This is a genomic window from Microbacterium bovistercoris (genome assembly GCF_003387575.1).
Classification (GTDB): domain Bacteria; phylum Actinomycetota; class Actinomycetes; order Actinomycetales; family Microbacteriaceae; genus Microbacterium; species Microbacterium bovistercoris.
In genome coordinates, this window is sequence record NZ_QUAB01000040.1 from 30,219 (window position 1) to 51,567 (window position 21,349).

At 69.4% G+C, this 21,349-nt stretch carries 17 protein-coding genes; 13 read left to right on the top strand and 4 right to left on the bottom strand.

Going from position 1 to position 21,349, the window contains the following annotated elements:
• Positions 1–53: 53 nt before the first annotated feature.
• Positions 54–2,006: an APC family permease gene (locus DY023_RS08815; RefSeq protein WP_245958643.1), complete on the bottom strand. Its 1,953-nt coding sequence runs from the start codon at positions 2,004–2,006 to the stop codon at positions 54–56.
• 250 nt (positions 2,007–2,256) lie between these two features.
• Here DY023_RS08815 and DY023_RS08820 point away from each other — a divergent pair, with 250 nt between their 5' ends.
• Entirely contained in the window at positions 2,257–3,342 is a 1,086-nt protein-coding gene (locus DY023_RS08820; protein ID WP_116241969.1) for a VanZ family protein, read from the top strand.
• On the opposite strand, the gene DY023_RS08825 is transcribed toward DY023_RS08820, so the two are convergent.
• Complete coding sequence (locus DY023_RS08825; RefSeq protein ID WP_116241970.1) at positions 3,309–4,238, bottom strand: siderophore-interacting protein; 930 nt, start codon at positions 4,236–4,238, stop codon at positions 3,309–3,311. The genes DY023_RS08820 and DY023_RS08825 overlap by 34 nt on opposite strands.
• A 29-nt stretch (positions 4,239–4,267) precedes the next feature.
• On the opposite strand from DY023_RS08825, the gene DY023_RS08830 reads away from it, so the two are divergent.
• From DY023_RS08830 to DY023_RS08855, 6 genes are all read left to right on the top strand, one after another.
• Positions 4,268–5,140 carry an ABC transporter ATP-binding protein gene (locus DY023_RS08830; protein WP_245958639.1) on the top strand — a complete coding sequence of 291 codons (873 nt, stop codon included), beginning with the start codon at positions 4,268–4,270 and terminating at the stop codon, positions 5,138–5,140.
• A 90-nt stretch (positions 5,141–5,230) separates the two neighbouring features.
• A complete protein-coding gene (locus DY023_RS08835; protein ID WP_116241971.1) occupies positions 5,231–6,253 on the top strand; it encodes an ABC transporter substrate-binding protein in 1,023 nt (340 codons plus the stop codon).
• 94 nt (positions 6,254–6,347) lie between these two features.
• Complete coding sequence (locus DY023_RS08840) at positions 6,348–8,417, top strand: iron ABC transporter permease (protein ID WP_281271916.1); 2,070 nt, start codon at positions 6,348–6,350, stop codon at positions 8,415–8,417.
• A gap of 149 nt (positions 8,418–8,566) precedes the next feature.
• The gene (locus DY023_RS17990) at positions 8,567–9,682 is read left to right on the top strand and encodes a hypothetical protein (protein WP_181905781.1); all 1,116 of its coding nucleotides are present in this window, start codon (positions 8,567–8,569) and stop codon (positions 9,680–9,682) included.
• Between the two features lie 234 nt (positions 9,683–9,916).
• Complete coding sequence (locus DY023_RS08850; RefSeq protein WP_116241972.1) at positions 9,917–10,783, top strand: intradiol ring-cleavage dioxygenase; 867 nt, start codon at positions 9,917–9,919, stop codon at positions 10,781–10,783.
• Positions 10,784–10,832: 49 nt separating this feature from the next.
• The gene (locus DY023_RS08855) at positions 10,833–11,501 is read left to right on the top strand and encodes a GTP pyrophosphokinase (RefSeq protein ID WP_116241973.1); all 669 of its coding nucleotides are present in this window, start codon (positions 10,833–10,835) and stop codon (positions 11,499–11,501) included.
• Between the two features lie 11 nt (positions 11,502–11,512).
• Here the strand turns inward: DY023_RS08855 and DY023_RS08860 are convergent, their stop codons facing one another.
• Both DY023_RS08860 and DY023_RS08865 read right to left on the bottom strand, forming a co-directional pair.
• On the bottom strand, positions 11,513–12,745 hold the full coding sequence (locus DY023_RS08860) for an amidohydrolase (RefSeq protein ID WP_116241974.1): 1,233 nt from the start codon (positions 12,743–12,745) through the stop codon (positions 11,513–11,515).
• 19 nt (positions 12,746–12,764) lie between these two features.
• Positions 12,765–13,406, bottom strand: coding sequence for a TetR/AcrR family transcriptional regulator (locus DY023_RS08865; protein ID WP_116241975.1), 642 nt, complete (start codon positions 13,404–13,406; stop codon positions 12,765–12,767).
• Positions 13,407–13,566: 160 nt separating this feature from the next.
• Here DY023_RS08865 and DY023_RS08870 point away from each other — a divergent pair, with 160 nt between their 5' ends.
• From DY023_RS08870 to DY023_RS08895, 6 genes are all read left to right on the top strand, one after another.
• Positions 13,567–15,234, top strand: coding sequence for an ABC transporter substrate-binding protein (locus DY023_RS08870; protein WP_116241976.1), 1,668 nt, complete (start codon positions 13,567–13,569; stop codon positions 15,232–15,234).
• Between the two features lie 75 nt (positions 15,235–15,309).
• Positions 15,310–16,134, top strand: coding sequence for an ABC transporter ATP-binding protein (locus DY023_RS08875; protein WP_116241977.1), 825 nt, complete (start codon positions 15,310–15,312; stop codon positions 16,132–16,134).
• Positions 16,131–16,931 (top strand): ABC transporter ATP-binding protein, encoded by an 801-nt coding sequence (locus DY023_RS08880; RefSeq protein ID WP_116241978.1) that lies wholly within the window; start codon positions 16,131–16,133, stop codon positions 16,929–16,931. The genes DY023_RS08875 and DY023_RS08880 overlap by 4 nt, the downstream gene beginning before the upstream one ends.
• Positions 16,928–18,010 carry an ABC transporter permease gene (locus tag DY023_RS08885; protein WP_116241979.1) on the top strand — a complete coding sequence of 361 codons (1,083 nt, stop codon included), beginning with the start codon at positions 16,928–16,930 and terminating at the stop codon, positions 18,008–18,010. The genes DY023_RS08880 and DY023_RS08885 overlap by 4 nt, the downstream gene beginning before the upstream one ends.
• A gap of 1 nt (position 18,011) precedes the next feature.
• A complete protein-coding gene (locus DY023_RS08890; protein ID WP_116241980.1) occupies positions 18,012–19,040 on the top strand; it encodes an ABC transporter permease in 1,029 nt (342 codons plus the stop codon).
• Positions 19,040–21,298 carry an exo-beta-d-1,3/1,6-glucosidase gene (locus DY023_RS08895; protein ID WP_116241981.1) on the top strand — a complete coding sequence of 753 codons (2,259 nt, stop codon included), beginning with the start codon at positions 19,040–19,042 and terminating at the stop codon, positions 21,296–21,298. Before DY023_RS08890 ends, DY023_RS08895 begins: the two co-directional genes overlap by 1 nt.
• Positions 21,299–21,349: the final 51 nt, after the last annotated feature.

The following is a 21,349-nucleotide window of genomic DNA, read 5'->3' on the forward strand; positions in this document are numbered from 1 at the left end:
GGTGAGCAGTCCCGGCGGCTCGGCCCGGGGAGGCGCGGAGGGGTGTGGTCTCCTCAACCTCGCGCGTCGCCGTCCGGCGGCCCGGCATCCCGGTGTGCGCGCCGCCCGGCGGCCTGCGTGACGGGACGGCCGGCGCGCTCCTGGCCCGGGACCGGGCGGGAGCGGCGGCCGTAGATGAGCTCCGACGAGTCGAGCAGCCACGGCACCAGCGTGATCGACACGCCGTGCACGAGCATGAGCTGGTTGGCCATGCGGCGGGCGCGGCGATTGTGCAGCACGCTCTCCCACCAGTGCCCGACGATGTACTGCGGCAGATACACGGTGACCACCGACGGGCCGTGCTTCTCGCGGTACTTCTTGATGTACGCCTCGACCGGCTGCGCGTAGGTGCGGTACGGCGACTCGACGATGACAAGCGGCACGGGGATGCGGTGCTGCGCCCACTCCCGCTGCAGCTGTTCGCCGTCATGCGCGTCTGTGGCCACGTGAAGAGCCACGGTCTTCTGATGGCTCGCGGCGATCGCGTAGTCGATCGCTTTGATCACCGGCTTCTGAAGCCGATTCACGAGCACGATCGCCACATCGCCCTCGGAGCCGAAGTGCGTGGTGTCGTCGATCGTGATCTCGTGCTCGACGTCTCGGTAGTAGCGCTTCACGCCGACCATGAGCAGGGCGAGCAGCGGGATGGCGAGGAACACCATCCACGCGCCGTGGGTGAACTTCGTCACCGTGACGACCACCAGCACCGACACGGTCATCACCGCGCCGACGAGGTTCACGCTCATGCTCAGGAAGATGTCGCGTGGCACGGCGGTGCCGGCGTCCCGGTGCTCCCGGATCAGGCGCTTCCAGTGCCGCACCATGCCGATCTGGCCCAGCGAGAACGACACGAACACGCCGATGATGTACAGCTGGATGAGGCTGGTGAGGTTCGCCTGGAACACCACCAGCACGCCCATCGCCGCAATGCCCAGCAGGATCATGCCGTTCGAGAACACGAGACGGTCGCCACGGGTGTTCAGGGCCTTCGGAGCGTAGCCCTCACGGGCCAGCACCGACCCGAGCAGCGGGAAGCCGTTGAACGCCGTGTTGGCTGCGAGCAGCAGCACGCACGCGGTCGCCGCCTGGATGATGAAGAACATGATGCTGCCCGGCCCGAAGGTCGCGGCGGCGACCTGCGCCATCAGGCTGGGCTGCGGGTTCGAGCAGTCGAAGCCGATCAGGTCGCAGGCGTTCTCGGCGTAGTGCACGCCCGAGATGAGGGCGAGCGCGGTGAGTCCCGCGAACAGGGTGATGGCGATGAGGCCCATCATCGACAGCGTCATCTGCGCGTTGCGCACCTTGGGGATGCGGAACGCGGGGACGCCGTTCGACACAGCTTCGACGCCGGTCAGGGCGGAGCATCCGCTCGAGAACGCGCGCAGGATCAGCAGGATCATCGCCGCCTGCCCGAGGCTCTCGGCATGCACGGCGTACTCGGCGCTCGCCGCGACCGGGGCGTTGCCGAAGACCGTGCGCACCAGACCGGAGACGATCATCACGAGCACGGAGCCGATGAAGATGTACGTCGGCACCGCGAACACGGCGGATGCCTCGCGCACGCCGCGCAGGTTCACGATCACGATGAGGATGACGAAGCCGACCGCGAGCTCCACGCGGGCGGGGTTCAGCGCCGGCACCGCCGAGATGATGTTGTCCACGCCCGATGCGATCGACACCGAGACGGTGAGCACGTAGTCGACGAGCAGCGCCGCTGCCACGATCACCGAGGGGATCTCGCCGAGGTTCTTCTGCGTCACCTCGAAGTCTCCGCCGCCCGACGGGTAGGCCTTGATGATCTGCCGGTAGCTCAGCACGACGACGATCAGCAGCAGCACGACGGCGGCCGCGACCCAGGGGCTCAGGGTGAGGAAGGCCGTGCCGCCGATGAGCAGGATCATCAGCAGTTCCTGCGGCGCGTACGCCACGGAGCTCAGTGCGTCGGAGGCGAAGATCGGCAGCGCCATGCGCTTCGGCAGCAGCTGCTCGTTGGCCTTCTCTGTAGAGAGCGGGTCGCCGAGCAGCAGACGCTTGGCGATCAGAGGCGCCTCCGAGCCGTCAGGAGCGTGCTCGCGCTGGACGACATCGCCGATGGGCGCCGGCTCGGGCGCACGCCCCTCCGCGGGGCGTTCTTCGTCTATCACGAACGGCGACACTACGCCTGCGGGAACCGAGGTGCAATCCGGCATCCTGAACGCCTCGGAATAGACTCGTGGCATGCAGGATCAGATCATGCTCGGCGTGCTCGCGATCGCGATCGGCGTCGGCATCGGCCTCCTCCTGTTCGTGCCCTTCGTCGCGGTCAGCTACCGCCGCCGCGGTCGTCTCTCCGCAGGCCGTCTACTGCTCTGGCTGGCTGCGCTCATCTACTTCTGGGCGATCTGGACCTACACACTGCTGCCATTGCCCGACCCCGACAGCATCCGGTGCGTGGGCGCGATCACCGACCCGATGTCGGTCGTGCGCGACATCCGGAAGGCGATCTCGGAGCCGGGACGCACGATCACCAACCCGGCGATCCTGCAGCTGGTGTTCAACGTGCTGCTGTTCGTGCCGCTCGGGTTCTTCGTACGGGTGATCGGCGGACGTGGCATCCTGGTCGCCCTGTTCATCGGATTCGGGCTGTCGCTGTTCATCGAGACCACGCAGCTGACCGGCGTGTGGGGTCTGTACCCGTGCGCGTACCGGTTCTTCGACGTCGGCGACCTGATGACGAACACCACCGGAGCCGTGCTCGGCTCAGTGGCCGGACTCGTGGTGCCCCGTGCGTACCGCGGCACGACCCCGTCTCCGGATGCCGGGATGCCGCGGCCCGTCACCCGCGGACGCCGCGCGCTCGCGATGCTGTGCGACGGACTCGGCTTCTGGTTCGTCACGGTGGGCGTCTCGATCGGTGCGCAGTTGTTCATCGGCTACGTGCTGCGCGACCGACAGACGATGACGGAGGGCGTGGTGGCCGGCTTCATCGGCACCGCGGCCGCGGTGGTGCTGTGGCTGGTCGTGATCCTCGCCACCGGACAGTCGATCGGCGACTTCGCGGTGCAGCTGCGCTACACCGGCAGCCGGATGCAGCAGCCGCTGCCCCGCCTGCTGCGCTGGGCCGGCGGCGTCGCCGGTCTCTCGGCGATCGGCCTGCTCGGCGGCCTGTTCGGGGCGTTGTCCTGGCTGCTCACCGTGGTGGCGTGCGCGATGCTGTTCTTCACGCGGAACGGTCGCGGCCTGCCCGGCATCCTCTCCGGCCAGCAGCTGAGTGACGCTCGCGAGCCGCGTCAGGATGCTTCGGCGCGGCCCGTCCGCCAGTAGCCCATGAAGGCGACCGAGCGGCGGTCGATGCTCAGGTCGCGCACCAGGTGCCGGCGCAGCGAGGTGATGGTGCCCGCCTCGCCGGCCAGCCACGCGTACTCGGTGCCGGATGCCGCTTCGGGAACCTCCCAGAGGATGTCGTCGTTCTCTTCGGAGGCCGGCCCTTCGTCTCGCTTCGCTCGCTCAGGAACCGAGGCGGGCGATGCTGAGGCTGCCGAAGCGCGGCGGGTTCCCCAGGCATGCACGGCGGAGGTGAGGCGCTCGCCGTGCGGGGCGCCGTCGCGGCCGAGCCAGGTCACCTGCACGGAGTCCGGGCAGTCGAGCGCGAGGGCGTCATCCGTGCTGGGCACCTCGATGAACACCTCCCCGCTGACATGGGTCGGCAGCGACTCCACGATCGCGCAGATCGCAGGCGCTGCTGTCTCGTCGCCGGCGATGAGCACCGTGCCCGCATCGCCGGGCTTCCACTCGAGTCCGCCGCGCTCCTCGGCGCGGGCATCGGGGCCGACCACGAAGAGAGGGTCACCGACCTGTGCGCCGGTGGCCCAGGCCGATGCCGGGCCCTCGGTGCCGTGCAGCACGAAGTCGACGTCGATCTCACGGGCTGCGGGGCGCACGGCGCGCACGGTGTAGGTGCGGATCGGGTTGCGCTGTTCATCGGGGAGCTCCCGCCAGCGCCGGTACCAGCCGTACATCTCCTCGGACGGATCGAACTGCCCTACGTCGGTGATCGTGCCGTCGGCGAACGGGATGATCAGCTTGATGCGCTGGTCGAGGCCATCGGTGGCGAAGTGCTCCAGGTCGTCACCGCGCAGGGTGATGCGCGTGAAGTTCGGGGAGAGCGCCGAGATCCGGGCGACGGTCGTGGAATAGGTCCGGTAGGCGGGGTGGCTCACAACTCCACTATAGGTTAGGCTTCCCTAACGTGAAGCACCACGACGCCATCCGGCAGCCTCGCGCCGACGAACTCCACGGCGACGACCTCGTCCTCAGCTATGGACGCACAGAGGTCGTGCACGGCGTGTCCCTGCACCTCGAGCCGGGACTCGTCACCGCCCTGATCGGCCCGAACGGCAGCGGCAAGTCCACCGCCTTGCGCGCCCTCGCCCGGCTGCACGGCATCGACTCCGGCACGGTCCGCATCGGCGGCCACGCGGATGCCAAGGACGCGGCATCCCTCTCGGCGAAGGAGTTCGCCCGCACCGTCGCGATGCTGTCCCAGTCGCGGCCGCACCCCTCGGGGCTCGAGGTGCGCGATGTGGTCGCCTACGGACGGCACCCGCATCGCAGCCGCTTCTCCGGTTTCTCCGATGACGACCGGTCCGCGATCGCCCGCGCCCTCGAACTGACCGGCCTCGCCGAGATGGCGGACCGCCCCGTCGACGAGCTCTCCGGAGGAGAGCTGCAGCGCGTCTGGCTCGCCACCTCACTGGCGCAGAGCACCGGCATCCTGCTGCTCGACGAGCCCACCAACCACCTCGACCTGCGCTATCAGATCGAGACCCTCGACCTGGTGCGCGACCTCGCCGACCACGGCACCGCGCTCGGCGTCGTGCTGCACGACCTCGATCACGCGGCATCCGTCGCCGACCGTGTCGTGCTGCTGCACCGCGGTCGCGTCCACGCCGCGGGCCTGCCGCAGGACGTGCTCACCGGCGAGAACCTCACCGAGGTGTACGGCCTGCGCATCGACACCGTGCTCGACGCGGACAGCGGCCGGGTGCGCGTCATCCCTCGCGGCCGCCATCACGAGCGCCCTCGCCCCGCCCCTGCCCTCGACATCCGCGCCCCCGCCTGACCACAACGCCTCGGAGGGGCCCGACGACTGCGACGGGCCCTGACGCACCATGCCCGACGACGACTCACCGTCCACCCAAAGGAAACCCGAATGAACAAGCCCCTCGCCGCCCTCGCCGTCCTCGGCGCCCTCACCCTGGCTCTCGCCGGCTGCGGCACCACCTCGGTCGAAGAGCCCACCTCGTCCAACGCACCCGCCGCCGCGAGCGACGAGTGCAAGGACGTCAAGACCTCGAGCGATCCCGTCACGCTCACCGACGCCTTCGGTCGCACCGTGGAGCTCGACAAGCCCGCCGAGCGGGTCGCCGTGCTCGAGTGGCAGCAGATCGAGGACGCGCTGACCCTGTGCGTCACCCCGGTCGCCGTCGCCGACGCCAAGGGCTACTCCACCTGGGACACCGCCGAGGAGCTGCCCGAGGGCGTGAAGGATGTCGGCACCCGCCAGGAGCCCAACCTGGACGCGATCTTCGCCACCAAGCCCGACCTCGTCATCGTCGAGGCGTACACCCGCGACGACGCGATCATCGCCCAGCTCGAGAAGTACGGCGTGCCCGTGCTCGCCACCCTCGGGGCCGACGCCAAGGACCCGATCGCGCAGATGCTGTCGACCTTCGACCTCATCGCGCAGGCCACCGGCCGTGGCGAGCGTGCCGACGAGGTGACCGCCGAGTTCGAGAAGCACCTCGCCGACGCCAAGGCCGAGGTGAAGGACGCGGAGCCCGCCGTGACCGACTTCGTGTTCTTCGACGGCTGGGTCGACGGCGGCAACGTGTCGCTGCGGCCGTTCGGCCAGGGCTCGCTCATCGGCGAGCTCGGCGAGGAGCTCGGCCTCACCAACGCCTGGACCGGCGAGGTCGACCCGGCGTACGGACTCGGCCAGACGGATGTCGAGGGCATGACCACGATCGGAGACGCGAGCCTGTTCTACACCGGCACCACGGACCCCGACTCGGAGAGCTTCGTCGACGCGGCGAAGCAGAACCCGGCGTGGGCGTCCATCCCCGCGGTGAAGGAGGATCGCACCTTCGCGTTCCCCGGCGGCATCTGGACCTTCGGCGGCCCGCGTTCGGCCGAGCAGATCATCGACGCCTACGTCGACGCGATCAAGGGCTGAGTCCGTCCCCGGTCATTGAGCGAGCGGAGCGAGACGAAAGGCGTTTCAGCTCCCCGGATGTGTCCATCGCTTCGCTCGGAAGGTTGTTCAGTAGGTGAACGCGGTTAGTAGTAGAGGCACTGACGTCGCCGGCATCCCATCGAGGGATGCCGGTGACGCTGCCGCCGGTGTCTCGCAGCGCTTCGCCGCTGTCGGCGTGCTCCTCGCACTGGTGGTCGTGCTGGTGGGGGTGTCGGCCTGGCACCTGACCCAGGGGACCAGCGGTGCGCTGTTCCCGGAGGGGGACGTGCTGTGGGGGTCGCGCATCCCGCGGCTCGCCGCCGGCGTCGCCGTCGGGTTCGCGCTCGGCGTCGCCGGCCTGATCATGCAGTCGCTGTCGCGCAACGCGCTCGCGTCGCCCGACACGCTCGGCGTCACCGGAGGGTCGTACTTCGCCGTGACTGCAGTGGCCGCGTTCGGCGTCTCGGTGCCGATCTGGGCCTCGGGGGCGGTGGCGTTCGCCGGGGGGCTCGTCGCCGCCGCCCTCGTCCTGGGTCTCGCAGGGGGAGCGGGCACGTCGACCACGCGCCTCGTGCTCGCGGGTTCCGCGCTGGCCATGGCCTTCCAGGCGGGCACGGCCACGATGCTCATCCTGTTCGCCGAGGAGACGAAGGGACTGCTCGCCTGGGGCAGCGGCACGCTGTCGCAGCTCGGGCTGGAGTCGTTCCTGCGGGCCGCACCCATCGTGGTCGTCGCCACCGTCCTCGCGCTCGTGATGTCGCGTCGCTTCGACGTGCTAACACTCGGCGACGACACCGCATCCTCGCTGGGCGTGCCCATCCGCTCGACCCGGGCATCCGGCATCCTGCTCGCCGTCGTGCTCACCGCGACCGCCGTGACTCTGGCCGGGCCCATCGGGTTCATCGGCCTGTGCGCTCCGGTGCTCGCCCGCCTGCTCTCCCGGCTGGTGCCGGCGCTCGGCAGGCACGTCCTGCTGCTGCCGACCGCGGGACTGATCGGCGCGATCGTCGTGATCGCCGCCGACGCCGTGCTGCGCTTGCTGATCGGGGCGGAAGGGGCGATCGCCGTGCCGACCGGCGTCGCCACCACCGTGCTCGGCGCGATCGTGCTGATCATCATGGCCCGCAGGCTGCGCGACTCGGGTCCGACCCGGCAGCCGCCGACCATCCGGTTCCGCACGCGCGGCGCGGTGCGGTACCGGATCACCCTGCTCGTGGGCATCGCCGTGCTGTGCGCGGTGGTCGTGGGAGGTCTGCTGCTCGGCAGCACGTCGCTGCTCACGGGCGACATCCTGCTCTGGCTGCAGGGGATCGCGCCACCGCAGATCGGCTTCGCGCTCGATGAGCGCGCGCCGCGGGTGATCGCCGCGGTGCTCGCCGGCGCAGCGCTCGCGGTGGCCGGCGGCATCACGCAGGCGGTCAGCCGCAACCCGCTCGCCGAGCCGGGGCTGCTCGGCATCACCGGCGGTGCGGGGCTCGGTGCGGTGCTCGTGATCACGAGCGCCACGGCGTCCACGTTCGGCATGCTCGTCGCCGCCGTGACCGGCGCCCTGCTGGCCTTCGCGCTCGTGTACCTGCTGGCGTGGAAGGGAGGGCTGGGAGCCGACCGGTTCATCCTGATCGGCATCGGCGTCTGGTACGGCACGACCGCGCTGACCACGTTCGTGCTGCTGCGCAGCAACCCCTGGGACACCCCGAAGGTCTACACGTGGCTGTCCGGCACGACCTATGGCCGCATCTGGGAGCAGGTCATCCCGCTCGCGATCGTGCTCGTGATCGCGCTGCCGTTCGCGATGATGCGGCACCGCGAACTCGACGTGCTCGCCCTCGACGAGGACACCCCCCGCCTGGTCGGCGTGCGGCTCGAGCCGGTGCGCCTGGCGCTGCTGGTCACCGCCGCGGTCCTCGCCGCGCTGAGTGTGGTCGCCGTCGGCGTGATCGGATTCGTCGGCCTGGTCGCCCCGCATGCGGCCCGGGCGCTGGTCGGCGCGCGCAATGCCCGGGTGATCCCGGTCGCCGCCGTGCTCGGCGCCGTGCTCGTCGGCGTCGCCGACACGATCGGCCGCACCGTGCTCGCCCCTGCGCAGATCCCCGCGGGTCTCGTGGTGGCGCTGATCGGCGCCCCGTACTTCGTCTGGCTGCTCTGGCGCTCGCGCGACGCGTAGGAGCCGGGCACGCGCATGGGCAGTTCTCCCCATGCCACCGGTTTCAGGAAGCTCCCAGCTGTCCCATAGGGTTCTACGGGCGGTGAACGGCCGCCGATCATCGTGCCGCGACAAGCGGATGAGGGGGAAGAAGCCTTATGGCTGGAACAATGACGCGCGCCCGCGTCGGGATCGTCACGATCCTCGCGGGCCTGTTGATCGCCGTCGGAGCCGCCGTGCCGGCGTCGGCGGACACGACCGACGACCTGATCGCCGTGGACGACACGCTGACCACTGCCGCGAGCACGTTCTACGACGCGTACAGCGACCAGAGCGCACCCGTCGAGGATGTCGTGGCCGCCGCCGACGCCTTCGCGGCCGCTGCGGAGAAGGCGGAAAGCGACTACAAGCAGGTGGCCGACAGCGCGAGCGGCCAGTTCGCCGACTACGCGAACGCCTTCTCCGGTGAGGCCGGCGACATGGCGGAGGCGGCGTCGGGCATCTCCGCAGCGATCAGCGCGGAGGACCAGGCGGCGCTGGGCCAGGCCGAGACCGACTTCAACGCGGCACTCGACGCCTACAACACCACGGTCGACGAGTACAACGAATTCCTCGAGACCGCGCCCGAAGCGCGCATGGCGGACCCGACGGTCGGCCTGTGGCTGGTCATCCTGATCATCTCCGTCGTGTTCCTGATCCTGACGCTCGTCTTCGCGCTGCTGACCCGCAAGCAGGAGGGGCTACTGCCGGCCAAGGCCGACAAGAAGGGCAACGTCCAGCAGCCGTCGCTGAAGAAGCTGCGCTGGATGGTCGTGCTGTGGGCCGGCGTGTTCGTCGTCGGCGCCGCGATCCCGTTCTTCCAGGTGATGTTCGCGCCGCCCGAGCAGACCACCTACACGATCTTCTGGTACCCGCTCGCGGCCGGCGTGATCCTGTCGATCGTCGGTGTCGTGCAGTACTTCATGGCTGCCGCGAAGGTGCGTCGCGAAGGATCGGCCCAGGCCTACGACCCGAACGACCCGTCGACCCTCGGGACGGCGCAGGGCGAGGGCTTCGTGCCGGTGCCCCCGGCTCCGGGCGACCAGCCCGCACCCCCGGCGTACCAGGCGCAGGGCGCCCCGGTCCCGCCGGCTCCGGCGGCTTCTCCGGCTCCCGCTCCGGTCGCGGACGCTCCGGCTCCGGCTGCGGATGCCCCCGCTCCGGCCGCTCCGTCCGTGGATGCTCCGGCCGCTCCGTCCGCGGATTCTCCGGCCGCTCCCGCAGCGGACGCCGCGCCCGCGAACTGATCGCAAAGAACGCCGCCCGCCGTCATCCGACGGTGGGCGGCGTTCCGTGTATCCGGCATCCGGTGCCTGCCCGCGAGACTTCCATGCCGGCACCAGACCGCGTCAGGGCGCGACCGTCGCGTGCAGAAAAGGAAGTCTCGCGGTCCTTATCCGTCGCATAGCCCGCGCACAGGACAGTTCCGGCGCATGCTGGTTGCCTGAAGGGCACAGGCAGGATGCCGGAAGGAGCGACACATGAGCACCGACGAACGCTGGATCGACGAGAACGGCGATCCGATCGACGAGGACCACCGCGGGCTGGTCTACGACATCCGCACCCTCGTGGACCGCCGCCGCGCCCTCGGCATCTTCGGCGGCATCGCCGCCACGGCTCTGCTCGCGGCCTGCGCGCCGCAGACCACCGGCTCCGAGGCATCCGAAGCCCCGCAGGGGGCGCCGGGCGGCGCCCCTCCCGCCGAGGACGACAGCGACCTGCTCGAGGGTGAAGTGCCGAATGAGACCGCCGGTCCTTATCCGGCGGACGGATCGAACGGCGTGAACGTGCTCGACGACTCGGGCATCGTCCGCAGCGACATCCGCTCCAGCTTCGGCTCCTCGCAGACGACCGCCGCCGGCGTGTCCCTCGAGATCGTGCTGACGGTGCGGGATGCCGCGACGGGCTCGGCCCTCGCCGGCGCCGGCGTGTACCTCTGGCACTGCGACCGCGACGGCAACTACTCGCTCTACTCCGACGCCGCGAAGGACGAGAACTACCTGCGCGGCGTGCAGCAGACCGACGAGGACGGCACGGTGCGCTTCACCTCGATCTACCCCGCCTGCTACTCGGGTCGCTGGCCGCACATCCACTTCGAGGTCTACGAGGACGTCGACACCGCAGTGGCCACCGGTCCCATCGTGAAGACGTCGCAGATCGCGCTGCCGGAGGAGGCCAACGCCAAGGTCTACGCCACCAGCGGCTACGAGCAGAGCGTGCGCAACGCCTCGCAGGTCACGCTCACCGGCGACAACGTCTTCGGCGACGACGGCGGCATCCACCAGATCGCGACGATGACGGGCAGCGTCTCGGGCGGCTACACGGCCGCACTCACCATCGCGGTGTGACGGCGCAACACCCAGCCGATTCCGATCACGGATGCGTAACGTCGAAGCCATGAGCACGGTACCCGCCTCGGACGAAGCGATCGAAGAGGCCAGGCAGCTTCGGGACGAGTTCCAGCGGTTCCTGCGGGAGTACGAGTTCGGCATGCGAGAGGTCGAGACAAAGATCTCGATCCTGCGCGACGAGTTCCTCTACAACCACGCCTACAACCCGATCGAGCACCTCAAGAGCAGGCTGAAGTCGCCGGACAGCATCGTCGAGAAGGTTGCGCGCAAGGGCATCGAGCCCGACTTCGACACCATCCGCCGCGAGATCACCGACATCGCGGGCGTGCGTGTGACCTGCAGCTTCGTCACCGATGTGTACCGGCTGTTCGACCTGTTCACCCGGCAGGACGACGTGACCGTGCGCGTGGTCAAGGACTACATCGCGAACCCGAAGCCGAACGGCTACCGCAGCCTGCACGTGATCGCCGAGGTCCCCGTGTTCCTCTCCACAGGTCCTGTGCCCGTTCCGGTCGAGGTGCAGTTCCGCACCATCGCCATGGACTTCTGGGCCAGCCTCGAGCACAAGATCCACTACAAGTTCGACGGACGCGTGCCCGGTCACCTGGTGCAGAGCCTGACGGATGCCGCGGACGCCGCCGGCGAACTCGACCAGCGCATGGAGCGGCTGCACCGCGAAGCGCACGAGTCGGGCCACCGCGTGCTCGAGGCCTGAACGGCCGGGAGCTATCCCAGGAACTCGCGGGCCGCTGCGACCATCGCGCCCACGCCGACCTCGATGGTCGGGTGCATTTCGGGCGCGTAGAACGGGGAGTGGTTGGTGGGGATGTCCTTCTCCAGCGTTCCCGCGGCGGCGGCCGCGCGGAACTTCTCCGCATCCGCACCGCCCCAGAACCAGAACACGAGCGGCACTCCGGCGTCCCTGGCGAACCAGGACACGTCCTCGCTGCCGGTGAACAGGCCGGGGTCGATCACGGATGCCTCGCCGAAGGCGCTCCGGAACGCGGCGGCGACGCGGGCCGTGGCATCCGCGTCGTTGATCGTGGCGGGCAGCACGTGCAGCGTCTCGATGTCGGGCTCGCGCTCCGCGCCGGACGCCTGCGCCTCGGCGCGCACCACGCGCTCGACCTTCTCGAGCACCTTCTCGCGCAGCGCCTCATCGGGGTAGCGCAGGCTGAGCTGAAGCTTCGCCTCGGCGGGGATGATGTTGTTCTTGGTGCCGGCGTGGAACGACCCCACCGTCACCACGGCGAGGTCGTGCGGGTCGACCTCGCGCGAGACCACGGTCTGCAGCCGCATCACGGCGGCCGAAGCCATCACGATCGGGTCGATCGTCGCCTGCGGGCGGGAGCCGTGCCCGCCACGACCGTGGAACGTCACTGTCAATCCGTCGGATGCCGACATCTGAGGCCCGGGGCGCAGGCCGATGGTGCCTGCCGGCAGCGGGGTGACGTGCTGACCGAGCACGATGTCGGGGCGGGGGAAGCGGTCGAGCGCGCCGTCGTCGAGCATCGCTCTGGCACCCTGTCCGTACTCCTCGGCGGGCTGGATGACCACGACGAGCGTGCCGTGCCACTGGTCACGGGAGGCGACGAGGCGCTCCACTGCGCCGATCATCGCGGTGACGTGCATGTCGTGGCCGCAGGCGTGCATGACGGGCACCGTGTCGCCGTCGGGATCGACCCCGGTCGCCGTCGACGCGTAGGGCAGGCCGGTGTCCTCTTTCACCGGCAGCGCGTCCATGTCCGCGCGGATCCACACGACGGGGCCTTGGATCCCTGAGCCTGTCGAAGGGTTCGCGAGCACGCCGATCACGCCGGTGATGCCGATGTTCTCGTGCACCTCGAGCCCGAGGTCGCGCAGGTGGCCGGCGGCGATGCCGGCGGTGCGGGTCTCCTGGAACGACAGCTCGGGATGCCGGTGCAGGTCGGTGTACAGCGCGTCGAGGTCGATGGTCATGACCCCGAGCCTAGGGGCGTCAGCGCTTGTACGCGCCGAGTTCAGGCGCAGGGCTGAGCACGCCGTTCACGATCGAGCGGATGGCGAACTCGCTGGCCGCAGGCAGGTCGATCACCTTCGGGTCGAGCAGCCACTGCAGCTGCAGTCCGTCCATCACGGCGAGGATCGACGCCGCCGCCATGTCGATCGCGGCCAGGTCGGTCACTCCCTCCTGCGCGCACAGTTCGCGGAAGGCGCCGTGCACGTCACGACGCAGCATCGCGTAGCGCTCCACGAAGTAGCGGCGCGCAGGGTGGTCCTCGGTGACCGACTCCGCGGACAGCACGGTGAACACCTGCACGATTCCCGGCCGTTGGGCGTTGAGGAACGCGGTGCGCACCAGGTGCAGGAACAGGTCGGGACCGCCGGGGATGTGCTTCTCGGCGAGCCCCTCGACGTCGGTGCGGTCGCGGTACTCGAGCACCTCGAGCAGCAGGTTCTCCTTGGAGCCGAAGTGGTGCAGCACGCCGGCGTGCGTCATGCCGACCTGCTGGGCGATGTCCGCGAGGGTGCCGTTCGCCGAGCCCTTCGTGCCGAAGGTCTCGACCGCTGCCTTCAGGATCTCGGTGCGCTTGCGCGCGCGCTCCTCCTCGCGGCGGATGCGGGTGCTCTCCTTGGTCACGTTCCGGTCACACCTCCTCGGTCGATGCGGTCCTGCACTTGCGCGTTCAGCTTACTGATGAGTAACCTCACGCTAGCTTACTTTCTCGTAAGTAAGTGAAACGTCGGATGCCCCCCGCTCCGGCGACCCACAGCACAATGGACCGTGCCAAGGAGATGCAATGAAGCTCAGGAAGACCCTGATCGCGGTGTCCGCGATCGCCGCCCTCAGCGCCACGGTGCTGACCGGATGCTCGTCGGGCGGTGACTCCGGCGAGAAGAACTCCGCCGGCACCGCAGCACTCACGATCGCCAAGCCCGACGGCGCGATCACCACTGAATCGCACAACCCGTACCTCGGCGACTCGTCGGCGTCGAAGTACGGCTACGCCAAGGTGATCTTCGAGCCGCTCGCGCTGGTCAACCCGACCGGCGACCTCGGGACCACCCCGTGGCTGGCCGAGTCGGTCGAGTGGAACGACGACTACACGCAGCTCACCGTCGTGCCGCGTTCGGACGTGAAGTGGAGTGACGGCGAGGACTTCACCGCCGACGACATCGTGTTCACGTTCGGGATGATCCAGAGCGGCAAGCTCACCGATACGTCCTCTCTGAACATCCAGGACATCGCCGTCGACGGAGACGCGGTGACCATCACGTTCGGCGACTCGAAGTACACCGCTCAGGGGCGCGTACTGCACACGCCGATCGTGCCGCAGCACGTCTGGGAGGGCATCGCAGACCCGAACACCGACCCGCTCACCGGTGAGGGCCTCGCCGTCGGCACCGGGCCGTACGTGCTCGACAACTGGTCGACCGAGTCGGTCACCCTCGCCGCGAACAAGGACTACTGGGGCGGCGAACTCGCCGTTCCCGAGCTGCACTACGTCTCGTACGGCGACAACGCCGCACTCACGACCGCCCTCGTCTCGGGCGATGCCGACTGGGCGCAGGCGTTCATCCCGCAGATCGAGGACAGCTTCCTCGCCGCCGACGAGGCCAACCACTTCCTCGTCTCGCCCACGGCCGGCGCGGGAACCCTGTTCATGAATCTGCAGACCGAGCCGTTCGACGACCCGGCGCTCCGCCAGGCTCTGGCCTGGACCATCGACCGTCAGGCGTACGTCGACGTCGCCCGCGAGGGCGCCAGCACCCCGGTGTGGAGCGTCACCGGTCTCGGCGACCTGCTCGCCGACGAGATCGTGGCCGACTACGAGGGCGAGGTCTACGAGGTGGACATCGACAAGGCCCGCCAGATCCTGACCGACGCGGGATACACCTGGAAGGACGAGAAGCTCGTCGACCCCGACGGCACCCCCGTCACGTTCTCGATCTCGGTGCCCGCCGGCTGGAGCGACTGGAACACCGAGCAGGCCCTCATCGCCGAGGAGCTCGACGCGGGCCTGGGCATCGAGGTCAAGGTCGACCAGCCCGACTGGGGCGGCTGGGACGCCGCCCGCCAGGAGGGCACCTTCCAGGCGATCATCCACTGGCTGGAGGACACCGGCAACGCGTACGGCCTGTACACCTCGACCATGGACCCGAAGTGGATCGTCGACGGCAAGGCGCAGTTCAACTTCGGCCGGTACGACAACCCCGCCGTCACCGAGGCGCTGAACACCTACGCCAACGCGTCGTCCGACGACGACCGCAAGGCCGCTCTCGCCGTGCTGGAGAAGGCGTTCGCCGAAGACGTGCCCGCGATTCCGCTGGGCTCGCACCCGCTGCTGGGCGAGTACAACACCCGCAACTACGACGGATGGCCGACAGAGGAGGACCAGTACGCCTCGGCCGACCCGACCCAGCCCGCGGTCGTGCAGATCCTGTCGAAGCTGAAGCCGGTCGAGTAAGCCCGTCCCACAACCCGGTCGTTGAGCGAGCGACGAAGTCGCTCGCTCAACGATCCGCGGGAGCAAGGAATCCCCATGACTGACCCCCTCCTCAGCGTGCGCGACTTCTCGGTCGTGTACGACGTCGACCCGCCCGTCGTCGCGGTCAAGGACGTCACCCTCGAACTGCGCCGCGGCGAGATCCTCGGTCTCGCCGGGGAGAGCGGCAGCGGCAAGACCACGCTCGCCTACGGCGTGCAACGGCTGCTGAAGGCGCCCGCGATCATCACCGGCGGCAGCGTGATCTTCCACGACGCCTCAGGCGAGGACATCGACGTGGGGGCGATGGATGCCGAACAGATGCGGCGCTTCCGCTGGGACCGCGTCTCGATGGTGTTCCAGGGCGCCATGAACGCGCTCAACCCGGTGGCGACGATCGGCTCGCAGCTGGAGGACGTCTTCGAGGTGCACCGCCCCGGCATGAGCGCGCAGGAGCGCCGGGCCGAGGTCGGCGAGCTGCTCGAGATCGTGAAGGTGGGGCGCGACCGCGTCCGCTCCTTCCCGCACGAGCTGTCCGGTGGCATGCGCCAGCGCGTGATGATCGCGATGGCCCTGGCGCTGCGCCCGCAGCTGATGGTGATGGACGAGCCGACCACCGCTCTCGACGTGCTGGTGCAGCGCGAGATCCTGCGGCAGATCTCGGCGCTGCGTCACGAGTTCGGCTTCTCGGTGATCTTCATCACCCACGATCTGCCGCTGCTGCTGGAGATCAGCGACCGCATCGCGATCATGCGCGAGGGCGAGATCGTCGAGCTGCAGACGGCCGAGCGCATCTGGAACGATCCCCAGCACGACTACACCCGCACTCTGCTGGAGTCCTTCCCGCGGCTGACCGGCGAGAGAGGAGTGGTCGCCCGATGAGCATCCTCGAGTTCGATCACGTCACCAAGATCTACAACGTCCGCGGCGCCGGGCGCATCAAGGCGCTCGACGACGTGACCTTCACCCTGGAGTCCGGCCGCACGATCGGGCTCGTCGGTCAGTCCGGCAGCGGCAAGTCCACGATCGCGAAGATCCTCACCCAGCTGGAGACGCCCACCAGCGGCGAGGTGCGGCTGGACGGCGCCCCCGTTCCGCGCCGCGGCAAGGGCCTGCGCACCTACCGGCAGCAGCTGCGGATGGTCTTCCAGGACCCGTTCGCATCGCTCAACCCCTATCACTCGATCCGGTACCACATCGAGAGGCCGCTGCGTCTCGACGACGTCGTGCCGAAGGCCGAGACGGAGCGCGAGGTGCGCCGGCTGCTCGAACGGGTGCGGCTGAGCCCCGACGCGGTGATCGACCGGCGCCCGCACGAGCTCTCCGGCGGGCAGAGGCAGCGCGTCGCGATCGCACGCGCCCTGGCATCCCGCCCCCGCCTGCTCGTCGCCGACGAGCCGGTGTCGATGCTCGACGTGTCGATCCGCCTCGGCGTGCTGAACCTGCTCGCCGACCTGCAGCGCGAGGAGGGACTCGGCGTGCTGTACATCACCCACGATCTCGCCACAGCCCGGCACTTCAGCGACGAGATCATCGTGCTCAATCAGGGGCGCATCGTCGAGCAGGGCCCGGCCGACGACGTCATCCTCGATCCGCAGGATCCCTACACGCGACAGCTGAGGGCGGCATCGCCCGATCCCGAGAAGCACTTCGCCGCAGCATCCGGAGGTGCGCGATGACCGCCGTCGAACCGCAGGCACCGCCACTCGAGACCGCCGGCGCCGTCGCGGCGGGCACCACCGCCACCACCGTGGCGAAGGGGCGCGCCCGCGTGCCGTGGCGGTTCCTCGCCAGCCGCGCCGCGTTCTACCTGTTCACGCTGTGGGCGGCGATCACGATCAACTTCTTCCTGCCGCGCATGATGCGCGGGGATGCCGTCGACCAGTACCTCGCCCGCAACCGCAACGTCTCACCCGAGGCCGCCGACGCGCTGCGCGCCCTGCTCGGACTCGACACCGACAAGACCCTGCTGCAGCAGTACTTCGACTACTGGGGCCTGCTGCTGCGCGGCGACCTCGGGGTCTCGCTGCTGCACGGCATGCGACCGGTGAGCGAGGTGATCAGTCAGGCGCTGCCGTGGACGATCGGCCTGGTCGGCTTCGCGACCATCGTGTCGTTCGCGATCGGCACGATCGGCGGCGCGATCGTCGGATGGCGGCGCGGCAGCCGGCTCGACGGACTGATCCCGCTCACCACCTTCCTCAGTACCATCCCGTACTTCTGGCTCGGGCTGCTCGCGATCGCGCTCTTCTCGGTCAACCTGAAGTGGTTCCCGATCGGCAAGGCCTACGGCGTCGGGATGAGCCCGGAGTGGACGCCGGAGTTCATCGGGCAGGTGATCCACCACGGCACGCTGCCGGCGCTGACGATCGTGATCGCCTCGCTCGGCGGATGGATGCTGGGGATGCGCAACATGATGCTCACCGTGCTCGACGAGGACTACATCATGGTCGCTCAGGCCAAGGGCATGCCGAACCAGCGGGTGCTGTGGCGGTACGCGGCCCGCAACGCGGTGCTGCCGCAGATCCAGAGCTTCGCGCTGTCGATCGGCTTCATCGTGGGCGGCACGATCGTCATGGAGATGGTGTTCAGCTACCCGGGCGTCGGAAAGCTGCTGCTGGATGCCACCAACGCCAAGGACTACGCGCTCATGCAGGGCGTGTTCCTGGTGATCACGCTGTCGGTGCTGGTCGCGAACATCCTCGCCGATCTCGCCTACGCGTTCCTCGACCCGCGCACGCGTCAGACGGAGGCCTGACATGACCGCTGACAACTCCACGCTGACCCTGCGCACCGCGAAACCCGCCGGGGAGCCCCGTGGCAAGGGCTTCGGGGCCCGGCTCGCATCGGCGTTCGCGATGTTCCGGAACGGCAAGTCGCTCACCGGGCTGGCCATCCTCGCGTTCTTCGTGCTGATCGCGATCTTCGCCGACGTGCTCGCCCCCTACTCGCCGACCGGCGTCGACAACACCGCACGGTTCCAGCCGCCGTCGGCCGAGCACTGGCTCGGCACCACGCACATCGGCGAGGACGTGCTCAGCCAGGTGATCCACGGCACGCGCGGAGTGATCGTGGTGGGCTTCCTTGCCGCGATCATCGCCACCGTGATCGCCATCACCGTGGGCGTGATCGCCGGGTACATGTCTGGTTGGCGCAGCGAGTCGCTCTCCGCCCTGACCAACGTGTTCCTGGTGATCCCGGGCCTGCCCCTGATCATCATCGTCACCTCGATGTTCGAGGACCCGCCGCTGTGGATCGTCGCCGCCGTGCTCGGCATCACCGGCTGGGCATGGGGAGCCCGCGTGCTGCGCGCGCAGACGATGTCGCTGCGCAACCGCGACTTCATCCAGGCCGCGCGCGCCAACGGCGAGCCGCTGCGCCGCATCATCACGATCGAGATGCTGCCGAACCTCATGGCGCTCATCGCCGCGAGCTTCGTCGGCACGGTGACGGCGGCCATCCTCGCCCTGACCACGCTCTCGTACATCGGCGTGATCCCGGTGACCACCTACAACTGGGGCACGATCCTGAACTGGGCCTCGGCGCAGGGCGCGTTCCGCCAGAACCAGTGGTGGTGGTACCTGCCGCCCGGCCTGTGCATCGCAGCGATCGGCGTCGCCCTCGCCCTGATCAACTTCGGCATCGACGAGTACGTGAACCCGCGGCTGCGGTCGGCGGGCGAGCGCGCCAGGGCGATGAAGAAGAAGGGCCTCGACGTGAACGACCCCGTCACCGCCGTGCGGCCGGCGCCCCCGACCTCAGGCAAGACCGAAGAGAACGTGAAGTGATGACCATCCAGACCGACATCCTGCCCTACCGCGATGCATCGCTGACCACCGCGGAGCGGGTCGCCGACCTGCTCGCGCGGATGACCCTCGAAGAGAAGGTCGGGCAGATGCTGCAGCTCGACGCACGCGAGGACCTCGCGGACGCCGTGCACGCCCGGCACGCAGGATCGATCCTGCACACGTCGCCGGAGCGTATCCTGCGGGCCCGTGAGCTGACCGAGCAGACACGGCTGCGCATCCCGCTGCTGGTGGCGGAGGACTGCATCCACGGGCACTCGTTCTGGCCGGGCGCGACGATCTATCCGACCCAGCTCGGCATGGCGGCATCCTGGGATGCCTCGCTGCTGGAGCGGGTCGCGCGCGCGACAGCAGAGGAGGTCGCCGCGACCGGCATCCACTGGACCTTCTCGCCGGTGCTGTGCATCGCCCGCGATCTGCGCTGGGGGCGGGTGGACGAGACGTTCGGCGAGGATCCGTTCCTCATCGGCGAGCTCGCCAGCGCCATGGTGCGCGGCTACCAGGGGGCCGGTCTCGACGACAGGACCGCGATCCTCGCGACGGCGAAGCATTTCGCCGGCTACTCCGAGACGCAGGGCGGACGGGATGCCAGCGAGGCCGACATCTCGCAGCGCAAGCTGCGCTCCTGGTTCCTGCCGCCTTTCGAGCGCGTCGCGCGCGAGGGCTGCCGCACGTTCATGCTCGGCTACCAGACCACCGACGGCGTGCCGATCACGGTCAACGACTGGCTGCTGAACGACGTGCTGCGCGGCGAGTGGGGCTACACCGGCACCCTGGTCACCGACTGGGACAACGTCGGCCGCATGGTGTGGGAGCAGCGTGTGCAGCCCGACTACGCGCACGCCGCCGCGGCGGCCGTGAAGGCCGGCAATGACATGGCCATGACCACGCCGCACTTCTTCGAGGGCGCGCTCGAGGCGGTGCAGAAGGGGATGCTGGAGGAGGACGCCTTCGACGCGGCCGTCGCGCGCATCCTCACCCTGAAGTTCGATCTCGGACTGTTCGAGGATCCGCGGCTGCCCTCCGATGATCTGGATGCCGTCGTCGGCAGCGGCGCGCACAGTGATCTGAACCTCGAGGTGGCGCGGCGCTCGCTGGTGCTGCTCGAGAACGACGGGCTGCTTCCGCTCGGTGCATTCGGTGGTCTCGCGGCGGCAGACCCGATCCGCATCGCCGTGGTCGGCCCGCTCGCCGACGACGCGCAGAACCAGCTCGGCGACTGGGCCGGCGGATCCGGCCAGGCCGGATGGCTCGACGGGCAGCCGCGCGAGATGATCACGACCGTGCTCGACGGTCTCCGCGAGGTCGACGGCTTTGCCGTGCGGTACGCGCAGGGCGCCGACATCCTCACCCTCGAGGACGATCCGCTCGGCGCGACCTTCCCCGACGGGCAGCCGCGCCCGCCGGTGGTGGTGCCGGTCGCCCCGGACCAGCACCTGATCGCCGAGGCCGTCCGGGCGGCGGATGCGGCCGACGTGATCGTCGCCGTGGTCGGCGACCGTATCGAGTTGGTCGGCGAGGGTCGCTCGACGGCCACGCTGGAACTCGTCGGAGGACAGAACGCGCTGCTCGACGCGATGATCGCCACGGGCAAGCCGGTCGTAATCGTGCTGCTCGCCTCGAAGCCGCTCGTGCTGCCGCCATCCGCTGCGCAGGCGGCCGCGGTGGTCTGGGCGGCAAATCCCGGGATGCACGGCGGCCGCGCGGTCGCGGAGCTGATCTCGGGGGCGATCGAGCCGTCGGGGCGCCTGCCGATCTCGTTCGCGAGGCATGTCGGCCAGCAGCCGACCTACTACAACCAGATCCGCGGGCAGCACGGCCACCGCTACGCGGACCTGACACAGGCGCCGGCCTGGGCGTTCGGCGAGGGACTGTCGTACACGACCGTGGAGTACTCGGCGCTCGGCCTGGTCTCGTCGTCGGTCGGTGCCGACGACACGATCGTCGCCGACGTGACGGTCGCCAACACCGGCACGCGGCCGGTGCTCGAGACGGTGCAGGTGTACGTGCGCGACGAGGTCACCAGCGTCAGCTGGACCGACAAGGAGCTGAAGACCTACCGTCAGGTGGAGTTGGCGGCGGGTGAGTCGCAGCGCGTGCGCATCGAGCTGCCCGTGGCCGCCTGCTCGATCGTCGACGCCCGCGGGCACAGGGTCGTGGAGCCCGGTGACTTCGAGCTGCTGGTGGGTCCGTCGTCCCGCGAGGACGTGCTGCTGCGGGCGGGCTTCACGGTGCGCTGAGGGCCCTCGGCCCGATCGGGCGTCGCGGAGGGAATCGAATGCCGCCGGTTG

Bases quoted from the DNA above. Each gene is read 5' to 3' on its own strand.
- DY023_RS08855 (WP_116241973.1), top strand. From the start codon at position 10,833: ATGAGCACGGTACCCGCCTCGGACGAAGCGATCGAAGAGGCCAGGCAG.
- DY023_RS08850 (WP_116241972.1), top strand. From the start codon at position 9,917: ATGAGCACCGACGAACGCTGGATCGACGAGAACGGCGATCCGATCGAC.
- DY023_RS08870 (WP_116241976.1), top strand. From the start codon at position 13,567: ATGAAGCTCAGGAAGACCCTGATCGCGGTGTCCGCGATCGCCGCCCTC.
- DY023_RS08885 (WP_116241979.1), top strand. From the start codon at position 16,928: ATGACCGCCGTCGAACCGCAGGCACCGCCACTCGAGACCGCCGGCGCC.
- DY023_RS08895 (WP_116241981.1), top strand. From the start codon at position 19,040: ATGACCATCCAGACCGACATCCTGCCCTACCGCGATGCATCGCTGACC.
- DY023_RS08815 (WP_245958643.1), bottom strand. From the start codon at position 2,006: ATGGCGCTGCCGATCTTCGCCTCCGACGCACTGAGCTCCGTGGCGTAC.
- DY023_RS08890 (WP_116241980.1), top strand. From the start codon at position 18,012: ATGACCGCTGACAACTCCACGCTGACCCTGCGCACCGCGAAACCCGCC.
- DY023_RS08880 (WP_116241978.1), top strand. From the start codon at position 16,131: ATGAGCATCCTCGAGTTCGATCACGTCACCAAGATCTACAACGTCCGC.
- DY023_RS17990 (WP_181905781.1), top strand. From the start codon at position 8,567: ATGACGCGCGCCCGCGTCGGGATCGTCACGATCCTCGCGGGCCTGTTG.
- DY023_RS08860 (WP_116241974.1), bottom strand. From the start codon at position 12,745: ATGACCATCGACCTCGACGCGCTGTACACCGACCTGCACCGGCATCCC.
- DY023_RS08835 (WP_116241971.1), top strand. From the start codon at position 5,231: ATGAACAAGCCCCTCGCCGCCCTCGCCGTCCTCGGCGCCCTCACCCTG.
- DY023_RS08875 (WP_116241977.1), top strand. From the start codon at position 15,310: ATGACTGACCCCCTCCTCAGCGTGCGCGACTTCTCGGTCGTGTACGAC.
- DY023_RS08820 (WP_116241969.1), top strand. From the start codon at position 2,257: ATGCAGGATCAGATCATGCTCGGCGTGCTCGCGATCGCGATCGGCGTC.